The 17,929-nt window shown below is 74.4% G+C and carries 18 protein-coding genes; 10 read left to right on the forward strand and 8 right to left on the reverse strand.

Going from position 1 to position 17,929, the window contains the following annotated elements:
• Window positions 1–24 precede the first annotated feature (24 nt).
• Window positions 25–249, reverse strand: a complete 225-nt coding sequence (locus tag IO40_RS35745) for a hypothetical protein (protein WP_016472904.1) — start codon at window positions 247–249, stop codon at window positions 25–27.
• Window positions 250–418: 169 nt separating this feature from the next.
• On the opposite strand from IO40_RS35745, the gene IO40_RS0111300 reads away from it, so the two are divergent.
• Window positions 419–1,540: a DUF5937 family protein gene (locus IO40_RS0111300; protein WP_016472905.1), complete on the forward strand. Its 1,122-nt coding sequence runs from the start codon at window positions 419–421 to the stop codon at window positions 1,538–1,540.
• A gap of 24 nt (window positions 1,541–1,564) precedes the next feature.
• On the opposite strand, the gene IO40_RS0111305 is transcribed toward IO40_RS0111300, so the two are convergent.
• Together IO40_RS0111305 and IO40_RS0111310 are read right to left on the reverse strand one after the other, a co-directional pair.
• Entirely contained in the window at window positions 1,565–2,242 is a 678-nt protein-coding gene (locus IO40_RS0111305; RefSeq protein WP_016472906.1) for a response regulator, read from the reverse strand.
• A 164-nt stretch (window positions 2,243–2,406) separates the two neighbouring features.
• The gene (locus IO40_RS0111310; RefSeq protein WP_030409624.1) at window positions 2,407–3,642 is read right to left on the reverse strand and encodes a sensor histidine kinase; all 1,236 of its coding nucleotides are present in this window, start codon (window positions 3,640–3,642) and stop codon (window positions 2,407–2,409) included.
• A gap of 114 nt (window positions 3,643–3,756) precedes the next feature.
• On the opposite strand from IO40_RS0111310, the gene IO40_RS0111315 reads away from it, so the two are divergent.
• Window positions 3,757–4,770 carry an SAM-dependent methyltransferase gene (locus IO40_RS0111315; RefSeq protein WP_033229954.1) on the forward strand — a complete coding sequence of 338 codons (1,014 nt, stop codon included), beginning with the start codon at window positions 3,757–3,759 and terminating at the stop codon, window positions 4,768–4,770.
• A 14-nt stretch (window positions 4,771–4,784) separates the two neighbouring features.
• Here the strand turns inward: IO40_RS0111315 and IO40_RS0111320 are convergent, their stop codons facing one another.
• The 4 genes from IO40_RS0111320 to IO40_RS0111335 all read right to left on the reverse strand — a co-directional run bounded on the left by IO40_RS0111320 (window position 4,785) and on the right by IO40_RS0111335 (window position 7,658).
• Entirely contained in the window at window positions 4,785–5,192 is a 408-nt protein-coding gene (locus tag IO40_RS0111320) for a rhodanese-like domain-containing protein (protein ID WP_016472909.1), read from the reverse strand.
• On the reverse strand, window positions 5,189–5,716 hold the full coding sequence (locus tag IO40_RS0111325; protein ID WP_041968604.1) for a cupin domain-containing protein: 528 nt from the start codon (window positions 5,714–5,716) through the stop codon (window positions 5,189–5,191). The genes IO40_RS0111320 and IO40_RS0111325 overlap by 4 nt, the downstream gene beginning before the upstream one ends.
• A gap of 119 nt (window positions 5,717–5,835) precedes the next feature.
• Window positions 5,836–5,922 carry a putative leader peptide gene (locus tag IO40_RS39795; protein ID WP_359506255.1) on the reverse strand — a complete coding sequence of 29 codons (87 nt, stop codon included), beginning with the start codon at window positions 5,920–5,922 and terminating at the stop codon, window positions 5,836–5,838.
• A 566-nt stretch (window positions 5,923–6,488) separates the two neighbouring features.
• A complete protein-coding gene (locus tag IO40_RS0111335) occupies window positions 6,489–7,658 on the reverse strand; it encodes an ABC transporter ATP-binding protein (protein WP_030409628.1) in 1,170 nt (389 codons plus the stop codon).
• A 149-nt stretch (window positions 7,659–7,807) separates the two neighbouring features.
• Here IO40_RS0111335 and IO40_RS0111340 point away from each other — a divergent pair, with 149 nt between their 5' ends.
• From IO40_RS0111340 to IO40_RS36875, 4 genes are all read left to right on the forward strand, one after another.
• Entirely contained in the window at window positions 7,808–8,587 is a 780-nt protein-coding gene (locus IO40_RS0111340; protein WP_030409629.1) for an ABC transporter permease, read from the forward strand.
• A 6-nt stretch (window positions 8,588–8,593) separates the two neighbouring features.
• A complete protein-coding gene (locus IO40_RS0111345; RefSeq protein ID WP_031175352.1) occupies window positions 8,594–9,370 on the forward strand; it encodes an ABC transporter permease in 777 nt (258 codons plus the stop codon).
• A 45-nt stretch (window positions 9,371–9,415) separates the two neighbouring features.
• On the forward strand, window positions 9,416–10,399 hold the full coding sequence (locus tag IO40_RS0111350; protein WP_033229952.1) for an ABC transporter substrate-binding protein: 984 nt from the start codon (window positions 9,416–9,418) through the stop codon (window positions 10,397–10,399).
• Window positions 10,400–10,462: 63 nt separating this feature from the next.
• Window positions 10,463–12,481, forward strand: coding sequence for a hypothetical protein (locus IO40_RS36875; protein WP_135567171.1), 2,019 nt, complete (start codon window positions 10,463–10,465; stop codon window positions 12,479–12,481).
• 76 nt (window positions 12,482–12,557) lie between these two features.
• Here the strand turns inward: IO40_RS36875 and IO40_RS0111360 are convergent, their stop codons facing one another.
• On the reverse strand, window positions 12,558–13,706 hold the full coding sequence (locus tag IO40_RS0111360) for an NADH-quinone oxidoreductase subunit D (protein ID WP_030409632.1): 1,149 nt from the start codon (window positions 13,704–13,706) through the stop codon (window positions 12,558–12,560).
• Window positions 13,707–13,776: 70 nt separating this feature from the next.
• On the opposite strand from IO40_RS0111360, the gene IO40_RS33430 reads away from it, so the two are divergent.
• From IO40_RS33430 to IO40_RS0111380, 4 genes are all read left to right on the forward strand, one after another.
• Entirely contained in the window at window positions 13,777–14,316 is a 540-nt protein-coding gene (locus IO40_RS33430; RefSeq protein WP_016472917.1) for a PH domain-containing protein, read from the forward strand.
• Window positions 14,313–16,004: a PH domain-containing protein gene (locus tag IO40_RS0111370; RefSeq protein ID WP_033229950.1), complete on the forward strand. Its 1,692-nt coding sequence runs from the start codon at window positions 14,313–14,315 to the stop codon at window positions 16,002–16,004. Before IO40_RS33430 ends, IO40_RS0111370 begins: the two co-directional genes overlap by 4 nt.
• Before the next feature lie 89 nt (window positions 16,005–16,093).
• Window positions 16,094–16,975 (forward strand): dihydropteroate synthase, encoded by an 882-nt coding sequence (gene folP / locus IO40_RS0111375; RefSeq protein WP_041968592.1) that lies wholly within the window; start codon window positions 16,094–16,096, stop codon window positions 16,973–16,975.
• On the forward strand, window positions 16,972–17,541 hold the full coding sequence (locus IO40_RS0111380; RefSeq protein ID WP_016472920.1) for a nuclear transport factor 2 family protein: 570 nt from the start codon (window positions 16,972–16,974) through the stop codon (window positions 17,539–17,541). The genes folP and IO40_RS0111380 overlap by 4 nt, the downstream gene beginning before the upstream one ends.
• Window positions 17,542–17,929 lie beyond the last annotated feature (388 nt).

Consider the following 17,929-nt stretch of genomic DNA (forward strand, 5'->3'; position numbering starts at 1 on the left):
GGTACCGGACGAGACCCCGCCATGCTAAGCCCTCCGGGCGCGGCGTTTCAGGGGCCGGGGGGCGACGGCCGGGACCCCCGCGCCACGCCCCGCCGGCGCCTCGTCGCCCCATGCGCGCCGTGCCTCCCTGCGGGCCACCCACCACGCCCGCAGCAGCTTCGCCTCGTGGCTGCCGGGGGCGGGCGGCGGCGCCTGCCCGTCGGAGCTGAGCCGCCAACTGTCCAGTGCGTACTGCTCATACATGCTCATGCCGACGACACTGCGGCCCCGGCCGGGCCACCGGCACGCGGATTGACGGGGGCCGTCAATCAACAGGGCACCGATTGACGAGTCCCGTCAATCGGGGAAGGAACAGCGCCCGGAAGAGGGGGAGTGCAACGTGGCGCACCACACTTGACCAGGGCGGGAGGATGGAAGCATGAGCGTCACCATCCACATCGCCGGACTGCCGGACGAGCGCATCGTCTTCGCGCCGTCCCCGCTGGCCGAACTGGGCACCGCGCTGCACACCCTGGCGGAGCCCGGCCACCACCCCGGCGTACGCGGCTGGGCCACCGCGGTCAACGCCGGACTCCCCCAGGACCTGGCGGACCGGCTCAGCGAGGCGGACTTCCTGTGGCGCACCACCTTCTCGGACATCATGATGGGCTTCGCCGGTGTGCGGGACTCCTCCGGCCGGCCGGGGGCGACGCTCGCCGAGGACCTGGACCTGCTCGACAAGCTGGAGGACGAGGACTTCGTCTCGGCGGCGCTGGAGTTCACGTGCAGCGCGCTGTACGGCGCCGACGCGCTGACGTCACCGCTGACCGATCCGGTGCTGCGCGACCGCGCGGTCGAGCTGGCGTCCGCGCGCGGGCCGCAGCAACGGCAGTTCACCGAGTGGCTGCTGGCCGACCCGCCGGCCGTCCGCGCCTGGGTGAGGCGCCTGTTCGAGGACTGTGAGCAGGCGTTCTTCGCGGACACCTGGAACCGGGTACGGCAGCAACTGGCCGCCGACGCCCGGCAGAAGACCGAACTGCTGCGCCGGCGGGGACTGGCCGCGACCCTGGAGGCCGTCTCACCGGCCCTCTCGACCGACGAGCACCGCACCGTCATCGACGCCGACAAGCTCTCCAGCGCCCGCACCACCGCCGTGGACCCCGAGGTCGGCCCCGGCGTCACGTTCGTACCGTCCGTCCACCAGTGGCCGCACCTGCTGGTGCTGCACCGGCACGGCTGGCGGCCCGTCGTGCACTACCCGATCGCCGCGCCCGAGATGCAGGCGCCGCTCTCGGTCGAACAGTTCAAACTCCGCATGGAAGCCCTCGCCCACCCCATGCGGATGCAGCTGTGCCGCAACCTGGCGCGAGCCCCCTACACCACGGGCGAGCTGGCGGACCACTACTCGCTCTCCGCCCCGGAGGTCTCCCGGCACCTGGCCGTGCTCAAGCGCGCCGGACTGATCACCGCCCGGCGGCGCGGCCGGTACGTGCAGTACCAGCTGGACCTGAAGGTCGTGGGACGGCTGGGCAGCGACTTTTTGGAGACGGTGCTGCGGTGACCGGCGGGGCACGGCGCCCTGCCGTCAGCCCCGCGCCCGCACCAGGCCCGTCTCGTAGGCGAGGACGACCGCCTGCACGCGGTCCCGCAGCCCCAGCTTGGCCAGGATGCGGCCCACATGGGTCTTGACCGTGGCCTCGGACAGCACGAGACGCGCGGCGATCTCCCCGTTGGACAGCCCCTGGGCGATCAGGGTGAGCACCTCCCGCTCGCGCTCGGTGAGCCGCTCCAGCTCCTTGGCGACCGGCTCGGCGGTGGTCGCGGGCAGCACGGAGGAGAACCGGTCGATCAGCCGCCGCGTGGTGCTGGGCGCCACCACCGCGTCGCCGCTGTGCACCGCGCGGATGGCCTCCAGCAGATCGCCGGGCGGCACGTCCTTGAGCATGAAGCCGCTGGCGCCCGCCTTGAGCGCGGAGAAGGCGTACTCGTCCAGGTCGAAGGTGGTCAGGATCAGCACCTTGGGGTCACCGGGCCCGCCCTCGCCGTCCTCGCAGATGCGGCGGGTCGCCTCCACCCCGTCCACGTTCGGCATGCGCACATCCATCAGCACGACGTCCACCGGCGTGCGGCTCAGGATCTCCAGCGCCTCCGCGCCGTCACCCGCCTCCGCCGCGACCTCCATGTCCTGCTGGGCGGTGAGCACCATGCGGAAGCCGGTGCGCAGCAGCGCCTGGTCGTCGACGAGCATCACACGGATGGTCATTCTTCGGTCCTTCGGGTAGCGGGGCCGGTCGGGCCCTGGAGGTGGGATCGGGCGGGAGGGAGGGGTCCGGGAGGGCGGGGCGTCAGTCGGGTCTCGGGGCGGCGGGGTCGGTCGGGTCGGGGGCACGGGCGTGGCGGCGCGGGCTCCACAGGACGGGCCCGGTGTCAGTCGGCGCCCTTGAGGGGCAGAGCCGCACAGATCCGGAAGCCGCCGCCCGACCGGGGCCCGGCCTCCAGCGCGCCGCCGACCATACCGACCCGCTCCCGCATGCCGATCAGCCCGTGACCGAGACCGTCGGCGCCGCCCTCCTCGTACAGCTCCCGCTGTGCACCGCGGCCGTCGTCCTCGGCGACGACGGAGAGCGCGTCGTCGGTGTAGCGCAGCCGCACCGTCGCCCCGACGTCCGGCCCGCCGTGCTTGCGGGTGTTCGTCAGCGCCTCCTGGACGATCCGGTAGGCGGTCAGCTCCACACTGCTGGGCAGCGGATGCGGAGTGCCCTCCACGGCGAAATCGACCGTCAGCCCGGCACCGCGCACCTGCTCCACGAGTTCCGCGATCTGCTCCACACCGGGCTGCGGCACATATTCGCCCCCGTCCCGCTTGCCGCCGTCCTCGCTGCGCAGCACCCCCAGCAGGCGGCGCATCTCCGCGAGCGCCTGGCGGCCCGTGCCGGAGATGGTCTGCAGCGCCATGCGGGCCTGCTCGGGCGCACTGTCCAGCACGTAGGCGCCGCCGTCCGCCTGGACGACCATCACCGACACGTTGTGCGCCACCACGTCGTGCAGCTCCCGCGCGATACGGGCCCGCTCGGCCGCGACGGCCACCTTGGCCCGCGCCTCGCGCTCCTTCTCCAGCCTCCTGGCCCGCTCCTCCAGCTGGGAGTAGTAGGCGCGGCGGGTGCGCAGCGAATCGCCCAGCACCCACGCCATCACGAACACCAGCGTCAGGAAGAGGGTGCCGAAGATCTTGCCCGTCACATCGGCGTGCTCGTTCGGCCAGCGGAGCTGGCTGATGGTGGGCGACAGCAGCGCGCCCGCCAGGGCGAAACGGGACGCCCAGCGGGTGTGCCGGGAGGCGACGGTGAAGATGATGACCAGGAACGCGAAATCGCCCGGGAACGGGCTCAGATCCGTGACCACCTGCGCCAGGCCCGTACCGGTGGCCAGCAGCAGCATCTTCTCCGGGGCCCGGCGCCGCAACGCCACCACCACCGACAGCGCCAGCGACACCGGGACGATCGCGATCTTCTCCCAGCGCCCCTGCGCGAGCCCCTCCGACGCCTCTGGCGGCGCCGTCAGACTGGCCAGGATCCACACCGACGACAGCATCAGCAGGAACGCAGCCCAGAGGCTGTCCACCGAAGTGGGATGCCTGCGGATGAAATCGTAGAGGCGGTTCACGTAACCCAGCGTATGCAGGCCGAGCACGTCCCGGGGTCAGCCGGACGGCCGATCCGGTCCGCCCGGCCTACTCCCCAAGGTGGAGGATGTCCGTCCGCACATACGGTGAGGCCCATGCTCCCCGAGTTGTCCCGATGGCGCGCCGCCACGGAAGAAGCGCTCTACGGACCGCGCGGCTTCTACACCCGGCACGCCCCCCAAGCCCACTTCCGCACCTCCGTGCACGCCTCCCCCCTGTTCGCCGAGGCCGTCACCCGGCTCCTGCTGCGGTTGGACGAGGCCCTGGGCCGACCCCGGCGGCTCGACCTGGTGGACGTGGGCGCGGGCGGCGGCGAACTCCTCGCCGGGGTGCTGGCCGCGCTGGGCGACCGGGAGGCGGCGGGCGCCGACGTACGGGCCCGGCTGCGCCCCCTCGCCGTCGAACGCCGGGCACGGCCCGCCGGGCTCGACCCCGCCGTCGGCTGGCAGGACCGGCTCCCCGCACCGGGCACCGTCACCGGGCTGCTCTTCGCCAACGAGTGGCTCGACAACGTGCCCCTCGACATCGCCGAGAACGACGAGCACGGCACCCCCCGCATCCTGCTGGTCGCCCCGGACGGCACCGAGCACCCCGGCCCCGTCCCCACCGGGAGCGACGCCGCGTGGCTGGACCGCTGGTGGCCGCTGACCGGCGCCGGGCCGGGCGCCCGCGCCGAGATCGGCCACCCCCGCGACACCGCCTGGGCGCAAGCCGCCGCCGCACTGCACCGCGGAGTGGCCGTCGCCGTGGACTACGCCCACACCCGTGACACCCGCCCGCCCTTCGGCACCCTGGCCGGACACCGCGCGGGCCGCCCGTGCGCCCCCGTACCCGACGGCTCCTGCGACGTGACCGCACACGTCGCCCTCGACTCCGTCGCCGACGCGGCGCCCGGCACCACCAGACTGCTCACCCAGCGCGCCGCCCTCCAGGCGCTCGGCATCACCGGCCGCCGCCCCGCCCTCTCCCTGGCCGGCAGCGACCCCGCGGCCTACGTACGGGGCCTGAGCGCCGCCGGTGAGGCCGCCGAACTGCTGGACGCCGGCGGACTGGGCGGCTTCGGCTGGCTGGTGACCGAACGGGACTGCCCGGCGCCCTTCCCGGGCTGATCCCCGTCCGGTTCTCAGGTGCCCCGCGCCGGTGGGAGCACCGGCAGGCCCGCCGCGCGCCACGCCTGGAAGCCGCCGGCCAGGTCGGTCGCCCGGCGCAGGCCCAGCCGGTGCAGGGAACGCGCCGCGAACGAGGACGCGTACCCCTCGTCGCAGACGACGACCACGAACAGCGCGCTCCCGGTGGCCTGCGGCGCCCGGTGGGGGCAGGTCGGGTCGAGCCGCCACTCCAGTTCGTTGCGCTCCACCACCAGGGCGCCGGGGAGGGTACCGTCCCGGTCCCGCAGCGCCGCGTACCGGATGTCCACCAGCAGCGCCCCGTCGCGCTGCGCGGCAGCCGCCTGGTGGGGCGTCAGCCGGGCCAGTCCGCTGCGGGCCTCCGCCAGCAGGGCGTCCACCCGGCTCGCCGCGCCGGCACTCACTCCCACTCCCCGGGGCGCTCGACCTCTTCGAGACGCAGCACATCACCCGTACGGCTGTAACGGCGCATCAGGGGGAGGGGCGGGTAGTAGGCGTGCACGGAGACGGCGTGTTCGTCCGGCGTCCCGTTGAGCACTTCGTGCACATGGTGCGGTCCGAACGCCCGGCCACGGCCCTCGCCCAGCCGCCGGCTGCGGTCGATGCCGTCGGCCAGCTGGAGCGTCTTCCAGCCCTCGGTGGGCAGCCGGGCGGCCAGGGCGTGCTCGGTGAGGGTGCCGCGGGCGGTGGCGAAGGCGCCCCGGGAGCCGCCGTGGTCGTGCCATCCGGTGCCGGTGCCCGGCGGCCAGCCGATGAGCCACGCCTCACTGCCCTCGGGCCCGGCCAGCCGCAGCCAGGTGCGGCCTTCGGGGTCGAGCGGCAGCGAGGAGACGAGGGCGTCGTCGGCGGCGACACGGCGGACGAACGCGAGGAGCGCGGCCTCGGTGGGGCCGGCCGGTGCGGGGGCCGTCGCCGGCGCGGCGGGCACGGCAGGCCGGGAGACAGGGGTGAGGGACACGGGAACCGTCCTGGAGGTGATCGTGGAGGTGCGCGGCCACGGCACGGCGGCCCACGCGGAGGAAGCCCCGAAAGGGGCGCGGAATGCGATCAGCAGGACGGCAGACACACGCAGCCCGCGTAGCGGAGCAGGTCCAGGTGGACCCTCCGCCACAGGTGGCCGCGCGTTCCGATCATGCGGGCGAGTGCAGCACAGCGCCGCGGACGGTGTCAATGCTCACCGGGCGGAGCGGGGTTGCGCCCAGGGGGCTGGTTTCCGTCCGGGGCCGGTTCACGTCCGGGGGCGCGGTTTCACGTCCAGAGCCAGTTCGTACAGGGGCGCGGTTTCAGGTCCAGGGCGTGCTTCACGTCCAGGGCGTGCTTCACGTGCAGGGCATGCTTCACGTCCAGGGCGAGCGCGCCTCCGAGGCGAAATCAGCGTCTGGGGCGCCTCCGCGTCCAGGAGCGGACCTCGCGTACGGGAACGGACCTCGCGTCCGGGCGAAGGCTTCTCGTCCAGGAGCGGGCTCCGCACCCGGACGCGGGCTGCGCATCCGAAGTCGGGCTTCGCGTCCAGGGGCCGGTCCGCCTCACGGGCGTGCCTCCCGGGGCGAGGCGCGCCTCCGAGGCGGAATCCGCCTCCAGGCGCCAGCCCCCTCCGGGACTGAAATTCCCCTCCAGGTGCCAGCCCCCTCCGGGACTGAAGTCCCCCTCCAGGCGGCGGCCCTCCCTCCGGGACGAAACCCGCTCCAAGGGCACGGTTCTCAGGAGTCCTCGATGGACTCCAGTGCCACCTGCTCCCGGTCCAGATCGCGTGCGTCCGCGCCGACGGAGCGGCGCAGTGCCGCGTGCAGCCGGGCCGGGGTGAGGACGCCGACGAAGCGGTCGGCGCTGTCGAGGACCGCGATCCAGCCCGCGTCGTGCTGGAGCATCGTGCTGAACGCCTGCTTGAGGGAGGAGCCCAGCGGCAGCCATGCCTCCATGCGGCGGGCGTGGTCGCCCACCGTGCCGCTCTCCTGCCCGGCACCGGCCACCACCCCGGCCGACACCCAGCCGTGCAGTTCGTCGGCGTCGTCCAGCACCACGGCCCAGCGGGCGCCGCTGCTCGCCATCCGTTCGGCGGCCTTGTCGAGCCGGTCGCTGAGGTGGACGGTCGGCGGTTCCTCCAGGTCGCCGTGTTCGATCGGGGTGACCGAGAGCCGCTTGAGGCCGCGGTCGGCACCGACGAAGTCCGCCACGTACGGGGACGCCGGGGCGCCCAGTACGCTCGCCGGGCGGTCGAACTGTTCGATGCGGCCCTCCCCGTAGACGGCGATGCGGTCGCCGAGACGGACGGCCTCCTCGATGTCGTGCGTGACGAACAGCACCGTCTTGTGCAGCCGCGACTGCAGTCGCAGGAACTCGTTCTGCAGGTGCTCGCGCACCACGGGGTCGACGGCGCCGAAGGGCTCGTCCATCAGGAGCACCGGCGGGTCGGCCGCCAGCGCCCGTGCCACGCCCACCCGCTGCCGCTGACCGCCGCTGAGCTGGTCGGGGTAGCGGTCGCCGTAGACGGACGGGTCCAGGCCCACCAGGTCGAGCAGTTCGCGGGCGCGCTCGCGCCGCCGTGCCTTGGGCCAGCCCAGCAGGTGCGGGACGGTCGCCGTGTTGTCCAGCACGGTGCGGTGCGGGAAGAGCCCCGTCTGCTGGATGACGTAACCCATCCGGCGCCGCAGCTCGACGGGTTCGACACCGGCGATGTCCGCGCCGTCGACCAGGATGCGGCCTTCGGTGGGTTCGATGAGCCGGTTGACCATCTTCATCGTGGTGGTCTTCCCGCAGCCCGAGGGCCCGACGAGGGTGACCAGCTCTCCTTCGGCCACCTCGAAGGAGAGCCCCTCGACCGCGACGGTGCCGTCGGCGTACCGCTTGGTCACGTTCTCGAAGCGAATCATGTCCCCATCCTCGCCTTCCGTCGCTCCCCATGGGATGAACAGCGCGTTACACGGGTACGCCACTGCGGACCGATTGTCAGTCTGTCGCGTTAGGGTCGCCGACACTGACGAGGACCGCACGGCACGGGGAGGTGACGGACGTGAGCGGCATGGCAGCGGGCAGCCCCGGAGGCTGCCTGGCACGGAACGACTGGCTGTGCGGGGAGTACCTGCGCACCCGGCAGAGTGAACTGCTCGACGCCACCGTCGAACACGTCTGGATCACGGCGGCGGCCATCGTCATCGCCCTGCTGCTGGCACTGCCGGTGGCCGTCGCCGCCCGGCGCTGGCGGCAGGCGCGCGCGCCCGCGCTCGCCGTGACGACGGTGCTCTACACGATCCCGTCCCTGGCCATGTTCGCGCTGCTGCTGCCCGTCTTCGGCCTGTCGGCCGCCGTGGTGGTGACCGGCCTGGTGCTGTACTCGCTCACCGTGCTGGTGCGCAACATCCTGGCCGGTCTGGAGGCGGTGCCCGACGAGATCCGGGAAGCCGCACGCGGCATGGGCTACGGGCCCGGCAGGCTGCTGATCGAGGTGGAGCTCCCGCTGGCACTGCCCGCCCTGCTGGCGGGTGTGCGGATCGCCACCGTCACCGCGGTGTCGCTGACCACGATCGGCGCCATCGTCGGCTACGGCGGACTGGGCAACCTCGTCTACGACGGCATGGAGAGCTACTTCAAGGCGCAGGTGCTGACCGCCTCGCTGATCTGCGTCCTCCTCGCCGTCGCGGCGGATCTCCTGCTGCTGGGCCTCCAGCGCGCCCTCACCCCCTGGACCAGGACGGGCACCCGGCGGCGCGGCGGCCGGCCCGCACGACGGAAGGGCCCGGCGGCCCCCGCGACCGCCGGAGGGGCCACTCCGAAGAAGGACCTCGTGGGGAAGGCGGGCTGAGCGGCCATGGGCGTGATCACCGACGTGGTGGCGTGGCTGACCACCGCATCCCACTGGACCGGCAACGGCGGAGTGCTCCAACGGCTGGGCGAACACCTGTATCTGACGGGCGTGTGCCTGCTGCTCGCCTGCGCCCTCGCGCTGCCGCCCGCACTGTGGCTCGGCCATGTGGGACGCGGCGGCGCCCTGGCGGTGAACCTGTCCAACGCGGGCCGCGCCGTGCCCACCTTCGCCGTCCTGGTGCTCCTGTCGATAGGCCCGCTGGGCCGGTACGGGGACTGGGCGACGATCGTGGCACTGGTGCTGTTCGCACTGCCGCCGCTGCTCACCAACGCCTACACCGGCATCCGGCAGGCCGACCGCGAGGTCGTCGAAGCGGCACGCGGAATGGGCATGACGGGCCGGCAGCTGCTGTGCCAGGTCGAACTGCCGCTCGCCCTGCCGCTGATCATGACGGGCATCCAGACCGCCGCCGTCCAGCTGGTGGCCACCGCCACCCTCGCCGCGCTGCCGGGCGGCGGCGGCCTCGGGCGGCTGATCACCGCCGGTTTCGGCAACTACGACACGCCGCAGGTGGTCGCCGGGGCGCTCCTGGTGGCCGTCCTGGCCCTGCTGGTGGAGCGCCTGCTGACCCTGGCCGAACGACTGCTGGACCCGATGCGGCGGCGGCAGCGCGGCGCGGCTCCCGCACCGGACAGCAACCCCGAGGACGGCACCCGGCACGGCAGCGGCGGCGCCGGCCCCGACAAGACGGCGGCGGCCCCCGCCCGCTCCACGGCCTGACCTGGCGGGCCGGCCCCACACGACACCCGGACGAATGGACGCACCATGACCCTCACCCGCACCGCACCCCCTCGGCGACCGCAGCGGCCGGGCGCCCGCCGCGCCCTGGCAGCGGGCGGCACCCTCGCCGCACTGACGCTCGTGGTCACCGCCTGCTCCGGCAGCGACCTGGAGGAGAAGAGCGCGTCAGGCACCGGCAAGGGCGGCCTCGTCATCGGCTCGGCGGGCTTCACCGAGTCCGAGATCCTCGCCGAGCTGTACTCCGGCGTCCTGACGAAGGCCGGCTACAAGACCAGCGTCAAGAAGGTCAAGAACCGCGAGCTGTACGAGCCGGAGCTGGAGAAGGGCCGTATCGACGTCGTACCGGAGTACGCGGCGACCATGGCCGAGTTCCTCAACGCGAAGAAGAACGGCCCCAAGGCCGAGCCCGTCGCCTCGCCCGACACCGGCAAGACCGTCGCGGCGCTGCGCAAGCTGGCCGCCCCACGCGGTCTGAAGGTGCTCGACCCGGGCAAAGCGGTCGACCAGAACGCGTTCGCGGTGGCCGGAAAGTACGCCGAGAAGCACAAGCTCAAGACGCTCAGCGACCTGGGCGCCTCGAAGCAGAGCGTCACCATCGCGGCGGGCGACGAGTGCGAGACCCGCCCCTTCTGCCGGCCCGGGCTGGAGAAGACGTACGGCATCGAGGTGGAGGGCATCGACCCCAAGGGCGTCGGCACCAGCCAGTCCAAGCAGGCCGTCAAGGACGGCAAGGACCAGCTGGTGCTGACCACCACCACCGACGCCACCCTCGGCCAGTTCGGTCTGGTCCTGCTCAAGGACGACAAGAAGCTCCAGAACGCCGACAACGTACTGCCCGTCGTCAACGCGAAGGACGCCGGCGGCAAGAAGGTCGCCGACGCCCTCGGCAAGCTCACCCGGACCCTGACGACGAAGGACCTCACCGAGCTCAACCGCAAGGTTGACCAGGAACGCCTCAAGCCCGCCGACGTCGCCGACGCGTACCTCAAGGACAAGGGGCTGGCATGACGGCCCGCCTCATACCCTTCGTCCGGTGTCGTCCCCACAGGGGCACACGGTAAATTCCCAGCCATGCCACGTGGACGTCATCGCCATTCCCCGCCGCTGCACCGCCTCCTCCCCCCGGCGGCGGTAGCGGTGGCCGCGCTGGCCTGCGCCGGGGGTGCCTGGCTGATCGGTGAGCCGGGCGTCACAGATCTGGACACCGTTCTGCTGCGGGCGCTGACCGCCGCCGCGGCAGCCGCCGCCGTCACCGGAGGCGTGCTGCTGCGCCGCTGGGACCGGGCAGCCGGCAAGCAGGTCGGCGACCTCAAGGCGCGGATGGCCAGCACGGCGTGGCGGGCCGAGGAGAAGCAGGCCGAGCTGGAGGGCGAGGCGGAGGAGCTGCGCGAGATGCGCGCCAAGCTGAACGGCAAGCTCCGCGCGAAGCGCGCCGAACTGGCCAGGCTACGCTCCGAGCACGCCGATCTGCTGCGCCGCTACGCGCAGGCCCAGACGCAACGGGCCAGCGCCCTGGAGGGCCGGCGGCGGCTGGAACTGGGCGGCGGCGCCGGACCCACCGGTCTGGCACTGACCACCGGCGCCACCGACCACCGCGACAGCGCCGGCGCACCCACGCCGCTGACCTACCGGCAGGCCAACGAGGCGCTGAACGGTCTGGCCCGTAACGCCGCACGCCAGTCGGAGGCGCGGCGCTCGGCCCCGTCCGGCGGGTCCGAGCCGACGACGGATCCGGCCCCGGCGTCCGCGGCCTCGCTCCGCCCCGCCCAGGGCGTCCCCGCTCTGGGCCGTCCGGTCCCGCGCCCGGCCGCCCCCGCCTCGCCGGTGCCGCCGTCGGCCCGCAAGCACGCCGCGCCGGGCAAGGGTCCGGGCCCCGACGCCCCGGCCTCGTCGCCGAGCGCTTCGCAGGCACCGGCGACCGGGCCCGCGACGGCGGAAGGGGCCGCGGCCACAGGGCGGGCGCCCGCAGGACCGACGGCCGAGGGCACAGCACCCGAAGGGGCCGAGCCCGAAGGGGCGGCAACACTCTCGGAGCCGTCCGCGCAGGAGCCCCCGCAGGCTCCGGCCGGGCAGTGGTCCTCCACGCAGGCACCAGCCGCTCAGACACCGACGGAGCAGACGTCAGCCGCTCGGACACCGGCCGGGCAGACAACAGCCGAGCAGTCGACAACCGAGCAGGAGCAGACCCCGCTGGGGCAGCCCGCGCAGGGGCAGCCCACCCCGGCACCGACCGCTCAGCCGGCGGCAGCCGCACAGGAACGAGCCGCACGGGCACAGACCACCCAGCACGAGGCCGAACAGCAGCAGAGCCCGCAGGCACAGCCCCCGCAGGAGCGGGCCGGGCAGCAGTCGGCGGCCGAGGCACCCGGCACCCGTGAGTTCCCCGCACAACAGCCGACGGCCCGGCGGCCCGCACCACAGGCCCCCGCACAACCGGCCGGGCAGCCGACGGCGCAGCACCCCGCAGCGGGACAGCGCCCCGCAACCGGACAGCAGCCCACCTGGGCGCGCCCGACAGGAGCACACCCCGCGGAGACGCACCGGGCAGGGATGCCCCCCGCGGAGGCGCACCCCACCGCTTCGCCGGCCCCCGGGCCCCAGGCGCCCGGCCCCCGGCCCGAGGGAAGCCACCCCGGCGGAACACCGGCCCCGGGTACCCAGCCCGACGGCGCGCAGCCCCAGAGCACCCAGCCCGACGGCGCCGAGCGCCAGAGCACCCACCCCCAAGGAACCCAGCCCCAAGAAACCCGGCCCGAGGGCGCCCAGCCCGGCGAGTCGCAGTCCGGCGAGTCGCGGTCCGCGGAGGCCCGGCCGGGCGGCGGCCGTCCCGCCCCCGGCACCCGGCCCGGTGGTGCCTTCGCGGCGCTGCGGGGCCCCGCCGCAGGCCGTACCGCACCGGCGTCCCCCGTCGCACCGCCGCGCCCGGGTGCTCCCGCCTCGCCCGTCCCCCCGCAGCAGAAGCCGTCGGACGCGACCGCGTCCGGCGACCAGCGGGAGGGCGAGGCGGCCGATCCGGACGGCTCCGCGGGGGACACCGGCGCCTTCGACTTCTTCGGCCGCGGCAAGGGCTCGACCGGCTCCCGTTCCTGAGCCGGGGGGCGGGCCGGGCCCGGCACAGCCCACGGGCACCGGCGCCCGGGGGCGAGTCCCGGGGCCGCCCGCCGGCCTACTTGTCGATGTCGCCGACCACGAAGAAGAACGAGCCGAGGATCGCCACCATGTCGGCGACCAGGGTGCCCGGCAGCAGCTCGGTGAGGGCCTGGATGTTGTTGAACGAGGCCGAGCGCAGCTTCAGCCGGTAGGGGGTCTTCTCCCCCTTGGAGACCAGGTAGTAGCCGTTGAGCCCGAGCGGGTTCTCCGTCCAGGCGTAGGTGGCGCCCTCGGGGGCCTTGAGCACCTTGGGCAGCCGCTGGTTGACGGGCCCGGGCGGCAGCTCGGCCAGCCGGTCGAGGCAGGCGTCGGCGAGGTCGAGGGAGTTGTGCACCTGGTCGAGCAGCACCTCGAACCGGGCGAGGCAGTCGCCCTCGGTGCGGGTGACGACGCGCAGTACGTCGCCGAGTTCGCCGTAGGCCAGATACGGCTCGTCGCGCCGCAGGTCGAAGTCGACGCCGGAGGCGCGGGCGAGGGGGCCGCTGACCCCGTAGGCGTGCACGAGTTCGGGGCTGAGGACGCCCACGCCGCGGGTGCGACCGCGGAAGATCTCGTTGCCGAGCACGAGGTCGTCGAAGGTGTGCATCCGGCCGCGTACGGCGGCGACGGCCTGCCGGGCGCGGTCGCGCCAGCCCGCCGGCAGATCGTCCTTGAGGCCGCCGACCCGGTTGAACATGTAGTGCATCCGGCCGCCGGAGACCTCTTCCATGACGTTCTGGAGCTCCTCGCGCTCCCGGAACGCGTAGAAGACCGGGGTGATCCCGCCCAGTTCGAGCGGGTAGGAGCCGAGGAACATCAGATGGTTGAGCACCCGGTTCAGTTCGGCCAGCAGGGTGCGCGTCCACACGGCACGCTCCGGCACCTCCATGCCGAGCATCCGTTCGACGGCGAGGACCACGCCCAACTCGTTGGAGAACGCCGACAGCCAGTCGTGACGGTTGGCCAGCACGATGATCTGCCGGTAGTCGCGCGCCTCGAAGAGCTTCTCCGCGCCCCGGTGCATGTAGCCGACGACCGGCTCGGCCCGCTCGATGCGCTCCCCGTCCAGCACCAGCCGCAGCCGCAGTACACCGTGCGTGGACGGGTGCTGCGGACCGATGTTGAGCACCATGTCGGTGCTCTCGGCAGCCCCGCCGATACCAACGGTCGTCTCCGTCTGAGTCATGACGCTCATCCTGTCAGCTTCCTCCTTCAGACGGACACGGCCTCCCGCCGCCCGCTCCTACGCTGAACGTATGACCGACCCCACACTCCGACCGTCCGCCGAGGACGCGGCCACCGCAGCGCCCGTCGCGGGCGGGGGCGCCGACGACGGCACCGAGTGGCGCGGCGTCGAGCGGGCGCTGCTGCCGCTGCGCCGGTTCGTGCTGCTGGCCTGCCTGCTGCCGCTGGCCGTGGCCACCGCCGTCGCGACGGCCCTGCTGCTCGCCCCCGTGTGGGCGCTGTGCGCGCTGCTGCCGCTGGCAGCCGCCGCCTGGGGCTGGGGGGCGTTGGCCCGCAACTGGCGCTCGTGGCGGTACGCGGAACGCGCCGACGACCTGCTGGTCTCGCGGGGCGTGCTGTGGCGGGAGACGACGGTGGTCCCGTACGGGCGGATGCAGCTGGTCGAGGTGACCTCCGGCCCGCTGGAGCGGCGTTACGGTCTGGCCCGGCTCCAGCTCCACACGGCCGCGGCGACGACCGACGCCACCATCCCCGGACTGGCACCCGCGGAGGCCGAACGGCTGCGCGACCGGCTCACCGAGCTGGGCGAGGCCCGGTCGGCGGGCCTGTGAGCGCCCGGGACGACGCCCCCGCGCGGGGGCCGCGCTTCCTTCCCCGTCGCCCCGAGGGCAACCGGCTGCACCCGGTCACCCCCTGGCGGCGGGCCTGGGCACCACTGGCCGCGCTGTTGGCGTTCGTCGTCCACGACGCGGAGCAGGCCCGCGAGTGGTCCGGTCAGCTGACCGCCGGCTGGCTGGTGCTGGGGCTGCTGGCCCTGCTGGCGGCGGGCGCCGCGTACGGCTTCCTGACCTGGTGGTGCACCAGCTATCTGGTCACCGACACCGAGTTGCGCATCCACACCGGGCTGCTCTTCCGCCGCACCGCCCACATCAGGCTGGACCGTATCCAGGCCATCGACATCGCCCGGCCGCTGCTCGCCCGGGTGGCGGGCGTCGCCAAGCTGAAGCTCGACGCGGTGGGCACCGAGGCCAAGGACGAGCTGGCCTACCTGGGCGAGCGGGAGGCCGTCGCCCTCCGCGCCGAGCTGCTGGCCCGCGCCGCCGGGATCGCCCCCGACGCGGCCCCGCAGGCCGGTGAGGCGCCGGCCCGCGAGCTGCTGCGCGTCCCGCTGCGCACCCTCGTGCTGAGCGTGCTGCTGCGGGGCACCGCGTGGGGGATGCTGGCCGCGCTGCTGATCGTGCCGGCGGCGCTCTGGCTGGCCACGGACAGTGTGTGGCCCGCGCTGGCCTCGGCCCTCCCGCTGGCCGGCGGTTTCTGGACGGGCGGCGCCGGGCGGGTGCTGCGCGAGTTCGACTGGACCGTCGCCGAGTCCCCCGACGGCCTCCGCCTCGACTCGGGCCTGCTCGACCGGCAGCACGCGACGGTGCCGCCCGGCCGGGTCCAGGCCGTACGCATAGTGGAGCCGCTGCTGTGGCGGCGGCGCCGCTGGGTGCGGGTCGAGCTGGAGGTGGCCGGTGCCGGCGGCTCGGACGACGATGACGAGCGCGGCGGTGTGCTGATCCCCGTCGCCCCCTGGCAGGACGCGGCCGGGGTGCTCGCGCGGGTGCTGCCCGGCGTCGACCTGGACGCCGCCGTGGCGGCGACCCGCGCCGTGCCCCGGCGGGCCCGCTGGTGCGCCCCGCTGGTCCGGCGCGGCTACGGCCACGGCGTCACCCCGAGCGTCTTCGTCGCCCGGCACGGGCTGCTCACCCGCCGCACCGGGCTGGTCCCGCACGGCAAGGTGCAGAGTGTCCGGCTCGCCCAGGGGCCGTGGGAGCGGCGCCACCGGCTGGCGGACATCTGGGTGGACCACGGCGCGAACGGCCAGGTGTGCGCCCGCCTCCGCGACGAGGACGAGGCCCGCGCCCTGCTGGCCGCACAGGCGGAGCGTTCCCGCACCGGACGGCGCACGGCGCCCCCCGAGCGCTGGCTGACGGCACACGGCCGGCCTACGGCGCACAACCGGCCGACCGCCCCCGCCCCGGAGCCGAGCGGGACGAGCCCGGAGCAGGCCGGAACGGACCCGGAGGACAGCCGTACGGCCCCCGAGCCGAGCGGTACGGCCCCAAAGGGCAGCGGTACGGACCCCGAGCGCAGCGGCACGACCGGCGAACACAGCGTCACCGGGAAGCGGGTTCCGCTCCACAAGCCGGAGCCGGACCACCCGGACGGACCCGTCGGGCAGGACGGGCCCGCCGCGGTACGGGGCGGCCCCGCGGGGCGCGGCGGACCGGCCGGAGGCGACGGGTCCGCCGGCTAATGGGCGAGCGGGCGGGACGCGGTGGCGGTCCCGGGCTCCGGGGGGCGTGCGCCTACCCTGGGCACATGGGTGCGAGAGTGCGGGGCCGCGTGGACGGCCTCCCCGAGTGGGACCGCTGCGCTGTGATGGGTGTGGTCAATGTGACCCCCGACTCGTTCTCCGACGGGGGGCGCTGGTTCGACACCGAGACCGCGGTCAAACACGGCCTCGACCTGGTGGCCCAGGGCGCGGACCTGGTCGACGTGGGCGGCGAGTCCACCCGGCCCGGCGCCGCGCGGGTGAGCGAGGAGGAGGAGCTGCGCCGGGTGCTCCCGGTGGTGCGCGGACTGGCCGGTGAGGGCGTCGTCGTCAGCGTGGACACCATGCGCTCCTCGGTCGCGGCCCGCGCCGTGGAGGCGGGCGCGGTACTCGTCAACGACGTCAGCGGCGGCCTGGCCGACCCCGGCATGGTGCCGGTCGTCGCCGAGGCGCGGGTGCCCTTCGTGGTGATGCACTGGCGCGGCCAGAGCATCGACATGAACAACCGTGCCGTCTACACCGACGTGGTCGGGGAAGTGATCGGCGAACTGACCGACTCGGTGCGCCGCGCGGTGGACGGCGGCATCGCCCCCGAGCACATCGTGGTGGACCCCGGCCTGGGCTTCGCCAAACGCGCCGAGCACGACCTGGCACTGGTGGCGGCGCTCTCCCGGCTCCGCGCCGAGCTGGCCCGGCCGCTGCTGGTGGCGGCCTCGCGCAAACGGTTCCTCGGCCGGGTGCTGGCCGACGCGGCGGACGCAGCCCCGCCGCCCGCCCGGGAGCGGGACGCGGCCACGGCGGCCGTCTCCGCGCTCGCGGCCCGCGAGGGCGCCTGGGCGGTACGGGTCCACGAGGTGCGGGCCAGCGCCGACGCGGTACGGGTCGCCCGCGCCGTCGAGTCGGCCGCCGAGGCGCTGCCGGGCATCCGCCCGGTCGGGGAGGCACCCCGGTGAGCGACGCCCGTGCCGACATCGAGGCGGTGGAGGCCGCCAACACCGCCCTGTACGACGCGGTGGAGCGGGGGGACATCGAGGCCCTCTCCCGGATGTGGCTGGGCGGCGGCGCCGAGACGGCGACGGGTGAGGCGGAGACCGGGACGACGGTCACCTTCGGCGGCCTGACGGACGCCGAGGAGGAGGACGTGCCCGGGGTGCGGGTCGTCCACCCCGGCTGGCCGGTCCTCACCGGCCGCGGCGAGGTGCTGCGCTCGTACGCGCTGATCATGGCGAACACCGACTACGTCCAGTTCTTCCTCACGGACGTGGAGGTCTCCGTACTGGGTGACACCGCGGTGGTCAGCTGCACCGAGAACATCCTCAGCGGCGGGCCCGCGGAGGCCGACGGCTCGGCCGGGCCGCTGGTGGGCGGGCTGGTCGTGGCCACCAACGTCTTCCACCGCACCGAGAGCGGCGAGTGGAAACTGTGGGCCCACCACGGCTCGCCCGTCCTCGTCGAACAGGACGAGGACGACGACGGCGAGGACGAATCGGATCTGGGCCAGGGCGACATCGAGCTGTGAACGGCGACGCGCGCCGGTGGACGGCGACACCCACCGACAACCGGCGACACCCACCGGTGCCCGGCGACACGCGCCGCTGACCAGGCCGGGCACTTCCGAGCAGCAACACCCGCCGACGGACGGCAACACCCACCGGAGACCGGCAACACCCGCCCACCACCGGCGACACCCACCGGTGGACGGCAACACCCGCCCACCACCGGCGAACCCACCGGTGGACGGCGACGCCCGCCCGCGGCCCTCGGCGCCCGCCGGTGGACGGTGACGCGCGCCGGTGAGCAGGTCGTGCGCTTCCGTGCGGCGGCGCCGGCGGTGCGCACACAGCGGTGGCGCACGGCGCATCCACAGCGGCCGGGCACGGCGGTGCGACTCCCCCGCCCGTAACCCC

The organism is Streptomyces albus subsp. albus, assembly GCF_000725885.1.
Classification (GTDB): Bacteria; Actinomycetota; Actinomycetes; order Streptomycetales; family Streptomycetaceae; genus Streptomyces; species Streptomyces albus.

What these genes read in the sequence shown, in the direction of transcription:
- IO40_RS33430 (WP_016472917.1), top strand. Translation starts at nt 13,777, where the DNA reads ATGACCGACCCCACACTCCGACCGTCCGCCGAGGACGCGGCCACCGCA.
- IO40_RS0111345 (WP_031175352.1), top strand. Translation starts at nt 8,594, where the DNA reads ATGGGCGTGATCACCGACGTGGTGGCGTGGCTGACCACCGCATCCCAC.
- IO40_RS36875 (WP_135567171.1), top strand. Translation starts at nt 10,463, where the DNA reads ATGCCACGTGGACGTCATCGCCATTCCCCGCCGCTGCACCGCCTCCTC.
- IO40_RS0111305 (WP_016472906.1), bottom strand. Translation starts at nt 2,242, where the DNA reads ATGACCATCCGTGTGATGCTCGTCGACGACCAGGCGCTGCTGCGCACC.
- IO40_RS0111315 (WP_033229954.1), top strand. Translation starts at nt 3,757, where the DNA reads ATGCTCCCCGAGTTGTCCCGATGGCGCGCCGCCACGGAAGAAGCGCTC.
- IO40_RS35745 (WP_016472904.1), bottom strand. Translation starts at nt 249, where the DNA reads ATGAGCATGTATGAGCAGTACGCACTGGACAGTTGGCGGCTCAGCTCC.
- IO40_RS0111360 (WP_030409632.1), bottom strand. Translation starts at nt 13,706, where the DNA reads ATGACTCAGACGGAGACGACCGTTGGTATCGGCGGGGCTGCCGAGAGC.
- IO40_RS0111300 (WP_016472905.1), top strand. Translation starts at nt 419, where the DNA reads ATGAGCGTCACCATCCACATCGCCGGACTGCCGGACGAGCGCATCGTC.
- IO40_RS39795 (WP_359506255.1), bottom strand. Translation starts at nt 5,922, where the DNA reads ATGATCGGAACGCGCGGCCACCTGTGGCGGAGGGTCCACCTGGACCTG.
- IO40_RS0111340 (WP_030409629.1), top strand. Translation starts at nt 7,808, where the DNA reads ATGGCAGCGGGCAGCCCCGGAGGCTGCCTGGCACGGAACGACTGGCTG.
- IO40_RS0111350 (WP_033229952.1), top strand. Translation starts at nt 9,416, where the DNA reads ATGACCCTCACCCGCACCGCACCCCCTCGGCGACCGCAGCGGCCGGGC.
- IO40_RS0111335 (WP_030409628.1), bottom strand. Translation starts at nt 7,658, where the DNA reads ATGATTCGCTTCGAGAACGTGACCAAGCGGTACGCCGACGGCACCGTC.